This is a genomic window from Paracoccus aestuarii (genome assembly GCF_028553885.1).
Lineage (GTDB): Bacteria > Pseudomonadota > Alphaproteobacteria > Rhodobacterales > Rhodobacteraceae > Paracoccus > Paracoccus aestuarii.
Window position 1 is genome coordinate 1365262 of record NZ_CP067169.1, and the last position, 17045, is coordinate 1382306.

Sequence of the window (17045 nt, forward strand, 5' to 3'; positions counted from 1 at the left end):
CCCTTCGCCGCCCGTTCATGGTTGATCAGGCCTGGCGGCTTTTCGGCGCGCGCGAGGGGCGGCGCGCCGGGCGCTTGTTGCCGCCCTCCATCGGCTTGCCGCGGCCGCGCTGCGGACCGCCCGCGGGCCCCGCCGCCGCGACCATCGCGGCCGAGGGCGCGGTGCCGCCGATGACCGGGATGGTGGTCTTCATGGCCTTTTCGATGGCGCGCAGCTCGCCCAGCTCGGCGGGCGCGCAGAAGGCGACGGCGCGGCCCTCGCGCCCGGCGCGCGCGGTGCGGCCGATGCGGTGGACATAGTTTTCCGGCACGTTGGGCAGGTCGTAGTTGTAGACATGCGCCACCTCCGGGATGTCGAGGCCGCGGGCGGCCACGTCGGTGGCGACCAGCACCTTGGTCTCGCCCTTGCGGAAGGCCTCCAGCGCGCGCTCGCGCTGGCCTTGGGACTTGTTGCCGTGGATCGCGGCGACCGCAAAGCCCCATTTCTCCAACAGCTTGGCCAGCTTTTCGCAGCCATGCTTGGTGCGGCCGAAGACCATCGCCAGTTCGTCCGTATGCTTGGACATGTATTCGGCCAGCAGGGTCGCCTTGTCGCCTTGGGTCGTGAAATGCACGCCCTGTTCGATCTTCTTGGCGGCCTGGCCCGGCGGGTTGACGGCGACCTTGACGGGGTTCGTCAGATAGGTGTCCGACAGTTCCGACATCAGCTTGGGCATGGTGGCCGAGAACATCAGCGTCTGGCGTTCACGGGGCAGCATCCGCGCGATCTTGCGCAGGGTGTGGATGAAGCCGATGTCCAGCATCTGGTCGGCCTCGTCCAGCACCAGATAGGTGGTGGCCTCCAGGCTGATGGCGCGACGCTCGATCAGGTCCATCAGGCGGCCCGGCGTCGCGATCAGCACGTCCACGCCGCGCGACAGCCGCTCGGTCTGTACGTTGATCGAGGCGCCGCCCACGACGCGGAAGGACCGGATCGGCGTGCCTTCGGCGAAGGCGTCGATATTGGTCGCGATCTGGGTGGCCAGCTCGCGGGTCGGCGCCAGGATCAGCGCGCGACAGGTCTTGGGGTCGGGCTTCTTGCCGTATTTGATCAACCGGGTCAGCATGGGCAGGCCGAAGGCCGCCGTCTTGCCGGTGCCGGTCTGGGCCAGGCCCAGCACGTCGCGGCCTTCGACCACGGCGGGGATGCCCTGCGCCTGGATGGGCGTGGGCTGCGTCAGGCCAAGCGCCGCGATATTGGCGTTGATGCGGTGATCGATGCCCATATCGGCGAAGGGGCCGGTGGGCAGCGGGTCACGCGCCGGGGCGCGACGGCCCTCGTTGGCGGAGATGCCCTGCGGTGCGGTGCGGGGGGTGGTCTTGCCGGCGCGGTTGGGGCGGCGGCGGGTGTTTTTCTGTTCCATCATTCATTCTTTCGGCCCCGCATCCCCCGTATCGGATGCAGGACAGGGGCCGCGCATCGGGCGCGGCGTTGCAAGGGGTGCAGGCGCGATACGAGGATGCCTGCTGCCTCCCCGCGTGAATGGGAAACCTGGGAAATGTCCGACATCGGTCGGCGGGTGGGCCCGAACGGGCCGCGGCCGAAAGCTGCTCACGCGGCAGCGGATATCGATGGGGGACAGATGGGCCGGATCGCGCGAAAAGTCAACCCCGCTCGGCGCTGTCCATCCAGATCGTCACCGGCCCGTCATTGGTCAGGGTGACCTGCATGTCCGCGCCGAAGCGCCCGGTCTGGACCGCGACGCCCAGATCGGCCAGCGCCTGCGCGAAGGCGTGATAAAGCGCGCGGCCCTCGTCCGGGGCGGCGGCTGCGGAAAAGCCGGGGCGGTTGCCGCTGCGGGTGTCGGCGGCCAAGGTGAACTGGCTGACCACCAGCGCCGATCCGCCCGTATCCAGCAGGGACCGGTTCATCCGCCCCTGATCGTCGCGAAAGATGCGCAGCCGGGCCACCCGCCCGGCCATGCGCGCCGCCACCGCCGCATCGTCGCCCTGCATCGCGCAGACCAGCAGCATCAGCCCCGGCCCGGTCGCGCCGACCGTATGGCCCGCGACATCGACGCGGGCTTCGGTGACGCGCTGGACCAGCACCCTCATGCGCGGCGGTTCCACAGCCCGAACAGCGCCATCCCCGTGGCCATGGCCGCGAAGAAGGTCCATATCGGCGCGCCCCCGAAGGACAGCGACGCCATCGCCGGCCCCGGGCAGAGGCCCGACAGACCCCATCCCAACCCGAACAGCGCCGCCCCCGTCAGCAGCCGCCCGTCCAGACGCTGCGGCGGCATCTGCGGCAGTGGCACCCCCGTGACCGAGACCTTGCGCCGGGCCGCGACCCGCCAGACCAGGATCATCGGCATCACCGCGCCGCCCAGCACGAAGGCCAGCGTCGGGTCCCAATCGCCGAAGATGTCCAGCCAGCCCCGGACCTTGGCCGGATCGGTCATGCCGGAAATCACCAGCCCCGCCCCGAACAGTCCCCCGGCCATCGCCGCCAGCAGGAACCGCGTCATGCCGACCACCCGAGCGCGCGCGCGATCAGCACGGCCGCCACCCCGGTCGCCAGATAGACCATCGTCGCCACGATCCCCCGCAGCGAGAACCGCGAGATCCCGCAGACCCCGTGCCCGGAGGTGCAGCCATTGCCGAGCCGCGTGCCGAACCCGACCAGCAGCCCCGCCAGCACCAGTACGCCAAGGCCTGCCACAGGCTCGGACCGTTCGGCCACGCCGCCGCCCACCAGCAGCGCCGGCACCGCGATCAGGGCGGCCAGAAAGGCCAGCCTCTGGCCGCGATCGGACCGGCCCGATCCGTCGATCAGCCCGCCCAGAAGCCCGCTGGCCCCCATGACGCGCCCGTTTCCAAGAAGATACAGCGCCGCCGCGCCGCCGATCATCAATCCGCCGATCAGCCCGGCGATCCAGTCGGGATTCATCGCATGCCCTCATGTCCTGTTATGCGGACAGGATGTATTCAAATTGTGGAATGTGTCAAGGGCGGCGGTCAGGGTTTCAGGATGATCCCGATCACGACCATCATCAGCCCGATGGTCGATGCCGCCAGCGCGCCCATGTTCACCGCCAGCACGCCGCGCATCTTGACGCGCAGTGCCGCGTCGTCCAGCCCGGCGCGGCGCGCGCGGGTCACGGTCCAGATGCACCAGACCAGCGCCCCCAGCCCCGCCAGCGTCAGCGCGGCACCCGTCCAGATGATCCAGTCGAACAGCGTCATGCGCATTTTCCCCCGTTGATGGCCGCGGCTTTCCGCGCCCGTCCCCTAGCGGCGATTGCGCCGCCGAACAAGACCGCCTAACAACCCGGGCGACACGGGACAGAAGGACGAATCCGAATGCAGGACGATCAGGCCTATGGCGTCGCCGCCGACGAGCTGCGCCAGTTCATCGAACAGTTCGAACAGCTGGAGGCCGAGAAGAAGGACATCAGCGAACGCCAGAAGGAGGTCATGGCCGAGGCCAAGGCCCGCGGCTACGACACCAAGGTGATGAAGAAGATCGTGGCCCTGCGAAAGCGCCACCGCGACGACATCGCCGAGGAGGAGGCCATCCTGGACATGTACAAGGCCGCCCTGGGCATGGCCTGACCCCCGGGCAGGTTACGCGGGGGTCGGGCGCCCGTCAGGGCAGCAGGAATTCGACCCCCGGCATGACCGCGATCTCGGCCACGTCGCTGCGGTAATGGGCGGTGACCTCGTCGACCAGGTCCTGGCTCCAGCCGGGCAGGGCGATCTCCTGGTCCAGCATGCCGGGCAGGGCATGGGCCTCCAGCACCTGGGCATAGAGCTGGCGGCGCTGCGCGATGTCCATGCGGTCGCGCCCCGCCATCGCGTCGCGCAGCCGCGCGATCCCCGCATCCCCCAGCAGGTCGTGCATGTAGAGCAGGCCCCCCGACAAGGGCGCCTCGGGCGGCAGGGCGCCGGCCAGGCGCACCACCTCGGGCCAGATCAGCGGCACGTCCTCGTGGCACCACATCACCACGCGCCGCCCCTGGGCCGCGCGCATCAGCCGCTGCGCCGCGTCGCGCCAGCGCAGCTGGGTCGGGTGACAGCCCTGCATCAGGTCCGGATAGCCCTTGCCGCCGAACATCGGCAGCACCTCCGAGATCAGCGTCGCCGGGTTGCGGATCGCCACGAAGAACTCCGTCCGGGCCGAGGGGAACAGCCGCGCCAGCGCCGCAGCCCGCATCCCGATCTGGGGATAGAGCCCGTCGCGCCCCACCGCCCGGCCCGGCGCGCCCATGAAGGTGGGGGTGGACATGACCACGCGCGACGGATCGTCGCTCTCCAGCATGGCGTCCAGCATGATCTGTTCCATTTCCGGGGTGGCGCTGCCGCCGTTCAGCGATTTCAGCGCCTCGTCGAACAGGCCGCGATGGCGGTTCGGGGTGACGATCTCGGTCCCGGCCTTCTGCAGGGCGGCGCGGTTGTTCAGCAGGGTCTTCAGCAGCCGGTCGCCATCGGTGCAATGCACCCCCAAGTGGAAAACCATCTGCACCGCTGTCCCCGCCTTCTTCTGCCGGCCGTTCTTCCGGCCCCCGTTCGGGCCGCAGCGCAGATTACCCGTCCGGCGTGGACAGTCAAACCGGTTTGGCCTATCGCCTAGGGCCATGACACAGACGGATGCCCCCGCCAGACCCCCCCTCTGCTTCTAGCCCCGCCGCTGGCCCCTCCGCGAGCCGCCTTGCGCCCGCCCGTCACGAGGATGCCCTGCGCCAAGGCGGCGGCCGGGGCTGGTCGGTCGCGGCGCTGCTGGTCGCGGGTCTGGTGCTGATGCCGGTCCTGTCGGTGCTGTGGCTGGCGATGAACCCCACGAACAACATCTGGCCGCATCTGATGTCCACCGTCATGCCGCGCTATTTCGGCAATACGGTGATGCTGGCCCTGGGCACGGGCCTGCTGGCGGCGGCGATGGGGACGGGGGCGGCCTGGCTGGTCAGCATGCATGATTTCCCCGGCCGCGGCGCGCTGCAATGGCTGCTGCTGCTGCCCTTGGCGGTGCCGGCCTATATCGGGGCCTATGCGCTGGCGGATTTCCTGGATTATTCGGGGCCGGTCCAGACGGCGCTGCGGGCCTGGTTCGGGTGGGAATCGGCCCGCGACTACTGGTTTCCCCGCATCCGGTCGCTGGAGGCGGCGATCGTCGTGCTGGCCGCCGCGCTCTATCCCTATGTCTATCTGCTGACCCGGGCGGCGCTGAACGAACAGTCGGGCAGCGCCTACGAGGTCGCGCGCGCCTTGGGCACCGGGCCTTGGGGCCTGTTCCGCCGCGTCGGCCTGCCGCTGGCCCGCCCGGCCATCGTCGCGGGATCGGCCATCGCCATGATGGAGGCCGTGGCCGATTACGGCGTGGTCAGCTATTTCGGGGTCCAGACGCTGAACACCGGCATCTTCACCACCTGGCTGGAGCGTCGCAATGCCGGCGGCGCGGCCCAGATCGCGGTGGCGATGCTGGGCATCATCGTCGTGCTGGCGCTGTGGGAACGCATCTCCCGCCGCAACGCCCGCTATCACCAGAGCGCGCGCCAGCCCCGCCCGATCCAGCGCAGCCGCCTGTCGGGCTGGCGGGCCTGGGGGGCGACGCTGGCCTGTCTGATGCCCTTCGCGATGGGCTTCGTGCTGCCGGTGGGGGTGATCCTGTCCTATGCGCTGGCCTATCCGCAGGGCTGGCTGACGCCGGGGCTGGGGCGGGCGGCGTGGAACACGGTCTGGCTGGGCGGGACGGCGGCGGTGGTGACGGTGCTGTTGGCGATGGTGATGGTCCATGGCACGCGCCTGTCGGGGCGCAGGCTGCCGCGCCTGCTGATGCCGGTCACCACGATCGGCTATGCCGCGCCGGGGGCGGTTCTGGCGGTGGGCCTGCTGATCCCGCTGGCGGCGCTGGACCACCGGGTGGCGGACGCGCTGCTGGCGCTGACCGGGTCGGATCCGGGGCTGCTGCTGACGGGGTCGGGGGCGGCGATCATCCTGGCCTATGTGGTGCGGTTCTTCGCGATCGGGCAGGGGGCGATCGACGCGGCCTTCACGCGGGTGCCGCCCTCGCTGCCGATGGCGGCGCGGTCCTTGGGGCGCGACAATGCGGGGGTGCTGCGCGTGGTCTATCTGCCGATGATGCGCGGATCGGTGGGGGCGGCGCTGCTGCTGATCTTCGTCGACAGCGTCAAGGAGCTGCCCGCCACCCTGCTGCTGCGCCCCTTCAACTTCGAGACCCTGGCCACCCGCACCCATGAACGCGCCAGCCTCGAGGATCTGGGCAATGCCGCCCCGGCCGCGCTTTTGGTGATGCTGGTGGGCCTTGCGGCGGTGGCGCTGCTGGCGCGCACGAACCTGGGCGGCGCGCAAGGCCGCTTGCACCCGCGCGCGGGTCGCGGTAACGAATCCGGGTCGCCGGCTTAGCTCAGTGGTAGAGCGTCTGATTTGTAATCAGGGGGTCGGGGGTTCAAATCCCTCAGCCGGCACCACCAATCCTGCAAAAAACTGAAAAGCCTCAGCTAAATGCAATCTTGGCCGAGGCGTAGAACATGGCGGCATACAAATCAGCACCCCACACATTCACAAAATATGGGGTCTTTTATTTCGTGCGACGGGTCCTAGCGGAACTTCAGAAGCACTATGAGCTACTCCCCGATCCTTGGACAGTTTTCCGGCTGATTTAAGCTATTGCCTGCGCCTGCTGATCTGTCTCGATGGTGTTGAAGTAGACCACGGCAGGCGGCTGCCCGCCATGGGCGGTGTGTGGTCTCCGATGATTATAGAAGGCAATCCATTGGCCGATGGCAGCCTTGGCCTGCGACCCCGTTTCCCATGCGTGAAGGTAGACGCATTCATACTTCAGGGACCGCCAGAGGCGCTCAATGAAGACGTTGTCGATGCAGCGACCTTTTCCGTCCATAGAGATCCGGGTGCCAGCGCGCTTCAGCCTGTCTGTCCAGGCAAAGGACGTGAACTGTGAACCCTGGTCGGTATTCATGATCCCCGGAGCGCCGAAGCGGTGGATGGCCTCATTCAACGCCTCGACGCAGACGTCAGCTTCCAGCGTGTTCGAGATGCGCCAAGTGACCTGCTGCCGGTTTCGTGGACACGAAGATAGGATCGTGACCAAGGAGACGGAGGTCGGACATGGTGAGACGGAGGTTCACGAAGGAGTTCAAGCTTGAGGCTGTGAAGCTGGTGACGGAGCGGGGCGTTGCGATGGCGCAGGCGGCCCGGGATCTGGATCTGGCTGAGAGCGTGCTGCGGCGTTGGATGCGGGAGGCCGCAGCGGCCCCTGTCACGGCGTTTCCCGACAATGGCCAGCAGCGTGCCGATCTGGCCGAGATCGCAGCCCTGAAGAAGGAGGTCGCTAAGCTTAAGGCGGAGCGTGACATCCTAAAAAAGCCGCAGCCTACTTCGCGAGGGAGTGAGGGCATGACTGCCATTGGTCCGAAGGCATGCCCGAACACATGAGGTTCGCCTTCATCGCGAAGCACCGGCACATCTGGCCGTTCAGCTGGCTATGCGAGGTTCTGGAGGCCTCGCTTTCGGGCTTTCATGCATGGCTGAACCGCCCTCTCGGCGATCGAGCGACCCTTGATGCGAAGCTCGTCACGGCCATCGACACGAGTTTCAAGGCCAGCGACCGGACCTATGGCGCTCGCCGGGTCTGGTGCGACGTCCTTGAAGAGGGCCTGATCTGCGGCCTGCACCGGATCGAGCGTCTGATGCGCCAGAATGCCTTCAAAGCGCGGCCAAAACGGCGTGACAAGCCTCAGGACGACGGCGCGCGCTCGGTCATCGCCGACATCGAGCCGGTGAACGGTTGCCCATCGCGGCGCCATCGGTTCAAGCCCGATGGGCGACGGTTCAAGTGAACCGGCGAGGCCTTGATCGGGATTTCGAAGCGGATCGTCCGAACCAGAAGTGGCTGGCCGATTTCACCTACATCCGGACCGCCCCGGGCTGGCTGTATGTCGCTGTTGTCCTGGACCTGTTCTCACGCCGCGTGGTCGGCTGGTCGACGAAGGCCGAGAGGGATGCCACGCTGGTCATGGATGCCCTAATGACGGCCGTCTGGCGCCGCGGCAAGGCGGACGCGCTGCTGCATCACTCGGACCAGGGGTCCCAATACACAAGCGAGCAGTTCCAGCGCCTACTGGCCGACAACGGCATCACCTGCTCCATGAGCCGGGCCGGGAACGTCTGAGACAATTCGGCCATGGAGAGCTTCTTTTCTTCGCTGAAAATCGAAAGGACCAACCGCAAGGTCTATCGCACCCGCGACGAGGCCCGCACCGACGTCTTCGACTACATTGAACGCTTCTACAGCCCGCGCAGGCGGCACTCGAAGCGCGGCTACGTCAGCCCCATGGAGTTCGAGGACCGCGCTATGCTAGCCTAACCCGCTGTCAACGAAACCGGCAGCAGCTCAGAACCTCGTCCAGAACAAGGCGGTAAGTCCCAAGGTTGTGCCCGTTAAAGGCGCACACGACTGGAATGAAGCGTCCGTGAAACGCCCGCTCTTCGTCCTTCATCAGGTCTCGTGCAAAGCTGGCGACATTGCAGATACCAGCTTGAAGCACAACCAGACCACCCTGTGAATTCCCACTGTCGGCAACTCAAAGTATAGGCGACTCCCTTGCGCCGGTCCGGCACTGGAAGAAATATGCAGCAGGATGGCGGTGAAGCCATTTTGGACGAACGACTGAGCCCTCGTTGGTTATGATTTAAACGCCCATAAATGCACGAGTAATGAGAACTTTGATGACAGGTTCAGCAGGACCTACGTCACGAATGCACCTGATATTCAGGCGATGGGGCTCCGGTTCTGCGGTTGTGTGTGAAGCGACCCGCCGGGCGTGTGCGGTGACGACACCGGGTCAGACGAAGCGGCTGACCCAGTTCTCCAGCCGCTCCTGCCGGCCGGAGCGGGGCTGGGGATCGAGGCCAACGCGTTCGACGCGTTCGGCGATGGTCTCCAGCGGCTCGCGGGTCAGCATGGCGCGGGCCGCGTCCCCGTCCCAGCCTTGATAGCGTTCGGCGCGCATCCGTTCCAGCCCGCCATCCTCCAGCATCGCGGCGGCGGCCTTCAGGCCGCGCGCGCAGATGTCGATGGCGCCTACATGGGACAGCACCAGGTCCTGGGGGTCCAGCGACTGGCGGCGCAGCCGGGCGTCGAAATTGGTGCCGCCTGTGGTGAACCCGCCCGCGCGCAGCACCTCGTAATAGGCCAGCGCGACCTCGGGGACGTTGTTGGGGAACTGGTCCGTGTCCCAGCCCGACTGATAGTCGTTGCGGTTCATGTCGATCGACCCCAACAGCCCGAGCGATCCCGCCAGCGCCAGTTCATGTTCGAAGCTGTGGCCCGCCAGGATCGCATGGCCCTGTTCGATGTTCAGCTTGACCTCGTTTTCAAGGCCAAAGCGCTTGAGGAATCCGTAGATCGTGCCGACGTCGAAATCATATTGGTGCTTGGCGGGCTCCTGGGGTTTGGGCTCGATCAGGATCGCGCCCTTGAAGCCGATCTTGTGCTTGTAATCGACGACCTTGGACAGAAAGGCGCCCGCCTGTTCCGCCTCGCGCCCCAGATCGGTGTTCAAGAGCGTCTCGTAGCCCTCGCGCCCGCCCCAGAGGACATAGTTCTGCCCGTCCAGCCGGTGTGTGACATCCATGCAGGCCTTCACCGATGCCGCGGCATAGGCGAAGATCTCCGGGTCGGGATTGGTCGCCGCACCCGCCATCCAACGGCGGTGGCTGAACATGTTGGCCGTCCCCCAGAGGAGCTTGGTGCCGGTCTGCTGCATCCGTTCGGCGAAGAGGTCGCAGATCTCGTCCAGGTTGCGGCGGCTTTCGGCGAAGCTCGCGCCTTCGGGGCGCACATCCGCGTCGTGGAAACAGAAGAACGGCACGTTCAGGATGCGGAACAGGTCGAAGGCCGCATCGGCCTTGGCGCGGGCGGCGGCCATGTCGTCGCCATACCAAGGCCGGTCGAAGGTGCGCCCGCCGAAAGGGTCGCCCCCCTCATAGGCCAGCGCATGCCAATAGGCGACGGCCAGGCGCAGGTGATCCTCCATGCGCTTGCCCAGGACGATCTCGTCGGGGTCGTAATGGCGATAGGCGAATTCGTTGCTGCTGTCGGGCCCCTCATGGCGGATCGGGGCGATGTCCTGGAAATAGCTCATGGGTCAGGTCCTCTGGAAGGTCGTGGCGACGGGGTCGGGCAGGCGCTGGCCCTCGGCGTCGAACAGGTGCAGCTGGCCGGGCTGGGGAGCGATGGGGATCACCTCGCCCGCGAGCAGGCGGTTGTCGCCGGTCAGGCGGATGGTCATGGGGCCGATGCCCTCGACATCGGCATGCACGATCGTGTCGGCGCCGAGCGTCTCGACGACCAGGGCGCGGGCCGGGCGGCCGCCCTCATGGATCAGCAGATGTTCGGGGCGGATGCCGGCGGTTTCCGCATGGGGCTGGCCGATGGCGGCGCCGGGGACCAGGTTCATCCGGGGCGATCCGATGAAGCCCGCGACGAAGGCCGTCTGCGGCCGGTCATAGAGATCCATCGGCGCGCCGACCTGTTCGATTCGGCCCGCATTCATCACCACGATCTGGTCGGCCAGGGTCATCGCCTCGACCTGGTCATGGGTGACATAGATCATCGTGGCGTCCAGCGACTGGTGCAGCTGCGCCAGCTTGACCCGCATCTGGGTGCGCAGCGCCGCGTCCAGGTTCGACAGCGGTTCGTCGAACAAAAACACCTTGGGCTGGCGCACGATGGACCGGCCGATGGCCACGCGCTGGCGCTGGCCGCCCGACAGCTGGGCGGGCTTGCGGTCCAGATAGGGTTCCAGCGCCAGGATGCGCGCGGCCTCGGTCACGCGGGCCTGGCGTTCGGCGGCGGGCATCCGGGCCAGGCGCAGACCGAAATCGATGTTCTGCGCGACGGTCATATGCGGATAGAGCGCATAGGACTGGAACACCATCGAGATGCCGCGCTTCGAGGGCTCGTCCAGCGTCACGTCCTGCCCGCCGATCATCACCGCGCCCGAGCTGGGTTCCTCGAGGCCCGAGATGATGCGCAGCAATGTCGATTTTCCGCAGCCCGAGGGGCCGACCAGCACGGTGAAGGACCCGTCGGGCACGGTCAGGTTCAGGTCCGGCAGGACCGTCAGCGCGCCGAAGGATTTGGTGATCTGTTCCAGCCGCACCTCAGCCATGGCTGACCTGCGGCCCGCCGTTCAGCGGCTGATAGGTGAAGTCGGTGAAATCCGCATGCCGCCCGCGCCCCGAGGTGTCATGCGCGCAGATGCCGATGAAGGCGCCGGTGAAGTTGCTGCCCGGCCCGTTGCCGGCCTCGTCCGAGATCGCGGACTGGTCCAGCGCGATCCCGAGGTCGGTCCAGTCGCCATCCGTCCGGTAGCGGAATCGCAGGGTCATGCCGTCCACGTCGCAGCCCAGCTGGAGGGGACCGTCGGGCAGCGGGACGGGGGTGATCGGATAGGTCACGCGCGCATCCGGCCAATCGGCGGCGCAGCTGAAGACGGTCAGCACGCGGCGTCCGTCCTCATCCGCCGTCACGGCCAGGTAATGGAACTTGAAGCGGCCATACCAGGCGATCAGGCCCGCGAAATGCTGGTAATCGCCGGGATCGACCTCGATCGTGGTTTCGGCGCGGAAACTCAGCGCGGTCTGGCGGCGGGCCAGCAGCGCATGCTCGAAGGCCGATCCCGGGGATTCGCGCCCGAAGATGCGCAGCGCGCCGGGGCGGTCGGTCAGGCTGAACAGGCGGTCGGGTTGGGGCGTGCGCAGCCATTGGAAGGCCGGGGGCAGCGCGCCGTCGAAGGTGACGCGGGGCGCATCCTCGGGGAAGGGATGCGGGGGCAGATCGCAGGGCACGGTGTCGGCGGGGGCGTTGCCGCCATGGGCCAGGCGGGGGAATTCACCCGTGGGCCAGTCCAGCCGCTGGATCGCCGTCTCGCGCCCCAAGGGCGATCGGCGGACGTCGTCGGCATGGATGCCGCCATCGCCCACCGGCAGGGCGCGGGTCTCGTCCAGGGGGCGCGAGCACAGATGGACCATATAGACCTGGCCGTCCTGCGTTTCCACGATGTCGGCATGGCCGCAGCGCTGCAGCAGCCCGTCCGTGCCGCGCGCCGTCAGGATATGCTTGGCGGGGTCGGTCTCATAGGGGCCGAACAGGTCCTTGGCGCGCGCCATGGTCACGGCATGGTCATAGCCCGTGCCCCCCTCGGCCGTCAGCAGGTAATACCAGCCGTCGCGGCGATAGAGATGGGGCCCCTCGGTCAGCTTCAGGTCGGTGCCGCGATAGATGGTGCGGACGGGGCCGGTCAGGCGGCGATCCTCGACCGAATATTCCTGCATCACGATCCCGCCGAAGCGGTCGCCGCCCGTCCGGTTGTGATCCCAGATCATGTTCAGCAGCCATTTGCGCCCGTCCTCGTCATGAAACAGCGAGGGATCAAAGCCCGAGGAGTTCAGATAGACCGGGTCCGACCACGGCCCCTCGATGGCGGGCGCGGTGACCAGATAGTTGTGGCTGTCCTTCCACGCCCCGTCCCGGCGCTTCACGTCGGTGTAGATCAGCCAGAACATCCCATCCGCATGGGTCAGGCAGGGCGCCCAGATGCCGCCGCTGTCGGGATCGCCGCGCATGTCCAGCTGCGCCGCGCGGGACAGGGGCCGCGTCACCAGCCGCCAATTGGCCAGATCGCGCGAATGGTGGATCTGGACGCCCGGATACCATTCGAAGGTCGATGTGGCGATGTAGTAGTCGTCGCCCACCCGCACGATGGACGGGTCGGGGTTGAAGCCCGGCAGGATCGGGTTCTGGATCATGGCTTTCATCCTTTGACGGCGCCGCCCGTCAGGCCGGCGACGATGTATTTCTGGGCAGCAAGGAAGAAGACGATGGCCGGCACGATGGTCAGCGTGACGAAGGCCAGGGTCAGGTTCCACTGGGTGACGTATTCGCCGCGGAACTGCATCATCCCGAGCGGCCAGGTGAAGACCTCGCGCGAGTTGAGGACGACCAGCGGCAGCAGGAAGTTGTTCCAGCTCTGCACGAAGACGAAGACGCCCACGGTCGCCAGGATCGGCGCGGACAAGGGCAGCGTGAAGCGCCAGAAGAAGCGCACATAGCCGCAGCCGTCGATATAGGCGGCCTCGAACAGCTCCTTGGGCAGCTGGGCGAAGAAGGTGCGGAACAGCAGGATCGCCAACGACAGGCTGAAGGCGGTCTGCGGCAGGATCACCGCCCACCAGGTATCCAGCAGGCCGATGTCGCGGACCTTGATGAAGAGCGGCAGGATCGCGGTGGCGAAGGGGAACATCAGGCCAAGCAGAATATAGGAGAACAGCATCCGCGAGCCGAAGAACCGGATCTGGGCAAAGACATAGGCCGCCGCCGCCCCCACGATCAGCGTCAGCACGACCGATCCGATCGAGATGACCAGCGAGTTGCGCAGATAACGCCAGAAGGCCGGGTCGGTGATGATCTGGCCGTAGAATTCGGTGTTCCACATCGCGGGCAGGCCGAGCGCGTTGGTGCGGATCTCGGCATTGGTCTTGAAGCCGCCGAGGATGGTGGCGATCATCGGCGCCAGCACGAAGCTGGCCACGATCAGCAGCAGCGTCACGCGCAGGATGTTGCGGGTCATGCCTCGGCCCTCTTCATGAAGATGCGCTGATAGAAGACCGCGACCGTCACCGCGCCCACGAACAGGATCACGCCCACCGCCGAACCGAAGCCGATATTCAGCCGCGTCAGCCCGAAGGTATAAAGATAGGTCACGATCGTATGGGTCTGGTTCGACGGCCCGCCATTGGTCAGCGGGATGATGACGTCGAAGACCTGCAGCGCGCCGATGATGGCGAAGAAGGCGCTGACCGCGATGGCGGGGCGGATATGCGGGATCTGGACATAGCGGACGACCTGGGCGCGGGTCGCGCCCTCGATCCGGGCGGCCTCGATCTGGTCCTGCGGCACGCTTTGCAGGGCGGCGATGTAGATCATCATGTGAAAGCCGAAATATTTCCACACGATCACCGTCATGATCGCGGCGAAGGCCCAGTCCGGGTCCGACAGGATGAAGACATTGCCCATCCCCAGGCTCTGGGCGATGGAGGCGGTGACGCCGTAATTGCCGTCGAAGACGAAGGACCAGATCAGGCCCGCGGCGACCTCGGCCAGGATATAGGGCAGAAAGAAGACCAGCCGGAAGACGGCATTCGTGGGCGTCTTGCGATGGATCAGCAGCGCCAGGAACAGCGCCAAGGGCATCTGGATCACCAGCGACACGGCCACGATCTTCAGCGTGTTGCCGACCGCGATGTGAAAGACGGAATGGTTCAGGATGCGTTCGTAATTGGCGATGCCCACGAAGTTCGAGGGCGTGCCGTAGCCGTTCCAGTTGAACAGCGAATACCACGCGGATTCGCCCAAGGGCAGCGTCACGAACAGCGTGAACAGGATCAGCGCGGGCGGCAGCAGGATCAGGACGGCGCTGACGCGGCCGTTCAGCAGGGCGCGGCGCCAGCGCGCAGAGGCGGGCAGCCGCCTTTCGGCGTCGAGGGACATACCGGCTCCTTCGGGGGATGGGTGCGGGGGCATGCGCGCCCCCGCGGTCCAAGGCTTCAGCGGAAGTCCCAGGCCTCCTGGACCTGCGCCGCGGCATCCTCGGGGGTGATGGCGCCTTGGGCCAGGTCGGCCGAGACGTCGTTGATCGCCGCGCCCACCGACGCGCCCAGGAACTGGTCCAGGAAGATCTGGTGGAAGCTGCTGGCCTCGATATTCTCGGCCACCTGGACATAGAAGGGGTTGTCCATCTGGTCGGCGGTGCCCACGGCGATGGGGATGAACAGCTCCTGCCGGCCGGCCTCGCGCTGGTTCTCGGCATTCATCATGAAGGCCAGGAAGGCCACCGCCTCGGGTGAGGCGCCGGCCGAGACGGCCCATCCGTTGATCCCGCCGAGCGTCGCGTCATTGCCGCCCTCGGCCACCGGATCCGCGACGGCGGGAAAGCTGATGATCGCCAGCTGGTCGTCGGGCAGCCCCTCGCCGCTGGTCGATCGTTCGCGCATGGGCAGATAGTCCCAGTCCCCCATCAGATGGAAGGCGCCCGCCCCGTCCGCGAACATGCCCGACGCGGTCTCGTAGGTGGTGGCGATGAAGCCGGGCTGGAACGGCTCCAGCTCGGTCAGGCGCTGGAACTGGCGGCCGGCCTCGATGAAGGCCTCGGATTGAAAGCCGCCATTCGCGCCCTCCATCGCGTCGGTGACGACGTTCGGGCCGCCTTGGCGCAGCGCCAGATAGCTCCAGTAGAAATGCAGCGGCCACTTGTCCTGCCCGCCCGCGACGATGGGGGTGATGCCCGCATCCTTCAGCGTCTGCACCGCCTCCAGGAAATCGTCCCAGGTGCGGATGGCGTCCAGGTCGATGCCCGCCTGGTCGGTCAGGGCGGTGTTGGTCCACAGGACCACCTCGGTCGCGTATTGCGGCAGGCCATAGAGCTGCCCGTCCACCGAATAGGCCAGCAGGCCCGCCTCGGGGATGGTGTCGCGGAATCCCTCGGGCAGCAGGTCGTCGATGGGCTGCAGAAAGCCCGCCTCGACCTGTTCCACGACGGTCTGGCCGCCCCAGCTGTAGAAGATGTCGGGCGCCGCGTTCGATTGCAGCAGCGTCGGCAGGCGGGCCTTGTAGGCCTCGTTGGCGACATAGTCGAAGCGGACGGTGACGCCCTCGTTCTGGGCCTCGAATTCACGCGCCAGGCGGTCGAAATAGACCGCCTGTTCGTCATTGACGGTCACGCGGAGCACGTCGATCTGGGTCTGCGCCATCGCCGCCTGGCCGCCGGCCATGACGGTGACTGCGGCAAGCGCCGCTGCGGGGTGTTTCATGGTCTCCTCCCTCGGCCGGCATGACGGCCATTCCTGACGTTTCATCATCAGGTCTGACATACGTACGTCAGAAAAAACCGTCACGCAACCGATTCCAGCCGCATGCCGTCAGGGCAGGTTGTCGCGCAGAAAGACCTCGATACCGATGCGCGCCGCCTCGGGGTCGATGGCGGCGCCGTCGATCAGGCTGCGCAGGACCAACACGGTCGCCTGGACCTCGCGCACCGGGTCCTGGTGGATCACGGCGTCGAAGCTGCCATCTAGCAGGGCCTTGCGGGAATGCGGGGTCAGCTCATGGACGACCACGGCGGGGCGCGGCGCGGCCGGGCGCGACAGGGCGCGAGCCACGCCGCGCGTGCCCGCGCCCAGGCTGTAGATGCCCACGATGTCGGGATGATCGGCCAGCGTGCGGCCCAGATGGGCGGCGACGATGTCCTGATCGTCCAGCCCCTCCAACGGGGGCAGGATGGATTGGTCGGGGAATTCCGCGCGCAGCACCTGTTCGAAGCCGAGACGCCGCTCGGCATGGTCGCGCACCAGCATCGACCCCGCGACCAGCACGATCCGCCCGGGCCTGCCCCGGCAGAACCGCCCCAGCAGGCTGGCCGCCGTCCGACCGGCCTGAACGTTGTCGATCCCCACGAAATGCTGGCGCCGCGATGATGGCAGGTCCGAGACCAGCGTCACCACCGCCACGCCGCGGTCGCGCAGCTCGGCCATGGCGGCCCGGACCATGGCGGAATCGGTGGCCACCACCGCCACCCCGTCGGTCGCCGCCGGATCCACGCCGCGCAGGGCATGGACCAGGGCGGCATCGTCGAAGGGCGGCACGATGCGCCGTTCCAGCGTGGTGAATTCCCAGGCATCGGCGCGGGCGCGCAGCTCCTCCTCCAGCCCGCGCATGAAGCTGTTGGGACCGCCGGGCAGGATGAAGCACAGCCGGTATTGCCGCCGCCGGGCCAGGTTGGCGGCGGCGATGTTGCGTTCATAGCCCAGATCGCGCATCGCCTGCGTCACGCGGATGTGGGTCGCTTGGCGGACGCCCTCGCGGTCGTTCAGCACCCGGTCGACGGTGGACAGGCTGACCCCCGCGGCGCGGGCGACATCGTGGATGGTGGGTCTGGTCATGCAAAATCCGTCGGGCTCGAGGGTCTG

Annotated in this window: 15 protein-coding genes, 1 tRNA gene and 2 pseudogenes; 4 read left to right on the forward strand and 14 right to left on the reverse strand. The window is 67.2% G+C overall.

Features of this window, described 5'->3' with window-relative positions:
• Window positions 1-25: 25 nt before the first annotated feature.
• From JHW48_RS07020 to JHW48_RS07040, 5 genes are all read right to left on the reverse strand, one after another.
• On the reverse strand, window positions 26-1264 hold the full coding sequence (locus JHW48_RS07020) for a DEAD/DEAH box helicase (RefSeq protein WP_170152352.1): 1239 nt from the start codon (window positions 1262-1264) through the stop codon (window positions 26-28).
• A 379-nt stretch (window positions 1265-1643) separates the two neighbouring features.
• Window positions 1644-2093, reverse strand: coding sequence for a D-aminoacyl-tRNA deacylase (dtd, locus tag JHW48_RS07025; RefSeq protein ID WP_119887431.1), 450 nt, complete (start codon window positions 2091-2093; stop codon window positions 1644-1646).
• Entirely contained in the window at window positions 2090-2506 is a 417-nt protein-coding gene (locus JHW48_RS07030) for a DUF6691 family protein (protein ID WP_119887441.1), read from the reverse strand. Before JHW48_RS07030 ends, dtd begins: the two co-directional genes overlap by 4 nt.
• Window positions 2503-2928 carry a YeeE/YedE family protein gene (locus tag JHW48_RS07035; RefSeq protein ID WP_119887430.1) on the reverse strand — a complete coding sequence of 142 codons (426 nt, stop codon included), beginning with the start codon at window positions 2926-2928 and terminating at the stop codon, window positions 2503-2505. The genes JHW48_RS07030 and JHW48_RS07035 overlap by 4 nt, the downstream gene beginning before the upstream one ends.
• A 68-nt stretch (window positions 2929-2996) precedes the next feature.
• The gene (locus tag JHW48_RS07040; protein WP_119887440.1) at window positions 2997-3224 is read right to left on the reverse strand and encodes a hypothetical protein; all 228 of its coding nucleotides are present in this window, start codon (window positions 3222-3224) and stop codon (window positions 2997-2999) included.
• A gap of 117 nt (window positions 3225-3341) precedes the next feature.
• Between JHW48_RS07040 and JHW48_RS07045 the strand changes: the two genes are divergently transcribed.
• Window positions 3342-3593 carry a DUF2312 domain-containing protein gene (locus JHW48_RS07045; RefSeq protein ID WP_119887429.1) on the forward strand — a complete coding sequence of 84 codons (252 nt, stop codon included), beginning with the start codon at window positions 3342-3344 and terminating at the stop codon, window positions 3591-3593.
• Window positions 3594-3627: 34 nt separating this feature from the next.
• On the opposite strand, the gene JHW48_RS07050 is transcribed toward JHW48_RS07045, so the two are convergent.
• Window positions 3628-4497, reverse strand: coding sequence for a hypothetical protein (locus JHW48_RS07050; RefSeq protein WP_240637947.1), 870 nt, complete (start codon window positions 4495-4497; stop codon window positions 3628-3630).
• Window positions 4498-4778: 281 nt separating this feature from the next.
• Between JHW48_RS07050 and JHW48_RS07055 the strand changes: the two genes are divergently transcribed.
• Entirely contained in the window at window positions 4779-6401 is a 1623-nt protein-coding gene (locus JHW48_RS07055; protein ID WP_119885965.1) for an ABC transporter permease, read from the forward strand.
• A tRNA-Thr gene (locus JHW48_RS07060) sits at window positions 6392-6466 on the forward strand. Before JHW48_RS07055 ends, JHW48_RS07060 begins: the two co-directional genes overlap by 10 nt.
• A 236-nt stretch (window positions 6467-6702) precedes the next feature.
• On the opposite strand, the pseudogene JHW48_RS07065 reads toward JHW48_RS07060, so the two are convergent.
• Window positions 6703-7077, reverse strand: a pseudogene (locus JHW48_RS07065) (transposase); the annotation flags it as partial.
• Window positions 7078-7124: 47 nt separating this feature from the next.
• On the opposite strand from JHW48_RS07065, the pseudogene JHW48_RS07070 reads away from it, so the two are divergent.
• A pseudogene (locus JHW48_RS07070) lies at window positions 7125-8382 on the forward strand (IS3 family transposase).
• A gap of 478 nt (window positions 8383-8860) precedes the next feature.
• On the opposite strand, the gene xylA reads toward JHW48_RS07070, so the two are convergent.
• The 7 genes from xylA to JHW48_RS07105 all read right to left on the reverse strand — a co-directional run bounded on the left by xylA (window position 8861) and on the right by JHW48_RS07105 (window position 17018).
• Window positions 8861-10162 (reverse strand): xylose isomerase, encoded by a 1302-nt coding sequence (gene xylA / locus JHW48_RS07075; protein WP_119885963.1) that lies wholly within the window; start codon window positions 10160-10162, stop codon window positions 8861-8863.
• Between the two features lie 3 nt (window positions 10163-10165).
• Window positions 10166-11191 carry an ABC transporter ATP-binding protein gene (locus JHW48_RS07080; protein WP_119885962.1) on the reverse strand — a complete coding sequence of 342 codons (1026 nt, stop codon included), beginning with the start codon at window positions 11189-11191 and terminating at the stop codon, window positions 10166-10168.
• Window positions 11184-12830: a glycoside hydrolase family 43 protein gene (locus JHW48_RS07085; protein ID WP_205961893.1), complete on the reverse strand. Its 1647-nt coding sequence runs from the start codon at window positions 12828-12830 to the stop codon at window positions 11184-11186. Before JHW48_RS07085 ends, JHW48_RS07080 begins: the two co-directional genes overlap by 8 nt.
• Window positions 12831-12835: 5 nt before the next feature.
• The gene (locus JHW48_RS07090) at window positions 12836-13651 is read right to left on the reverse strand and encodes a carbohydrate ABC transporter permease (RefSeq protein ID WP_119885960.1); all 816 of its coding nucleotides are present in this window, start codon (window positions 13649-13651) and stop codon (window positions 12836-12838) included.
• Window positions 13648-14571, reverse strand: coding sequence for a carbohydrate ABC transporter permease (locus tag JHW48_RS07095; RefSeq protein ID WP_119885959.1), 924 nt, complete (start codon window positions 14569-14571; stop codon window positions 13648-13650). Before JHW48_RS07095 ends, JHW48_RS07090 begins: the two co-directional genes overlap by 4 nt.
• A gap of 56 nt (window positions 14572-14627) precedes the next feature.
• Complete coding sequence (locus JHW48_RS07100; RefSeq protein ID WP_119885958.1) at window positions 14628-15890, reverse strand: ABC transporter substrate-binding protein; 1263 nt, start codon at window positions 15888-15890, stop codon at window positions 14628-14630.
• Between the two features lie 108 nt (window positions 15891-15998).
• The gene (locus JHW48_RS07105; protein ID WP_119885957.1) at window positions 15999-17018 is read right to left on the reverse strand and encodes a LacI family DNA-binding transcriptional regulator; all 1020 of its coding nucleotides are present in this window, start codon (window positions 17016-17018) and stop codon (window positions 15999-16001) included.
• Window positions 17019-17045 lie beyond the last annotated feature (27 nt).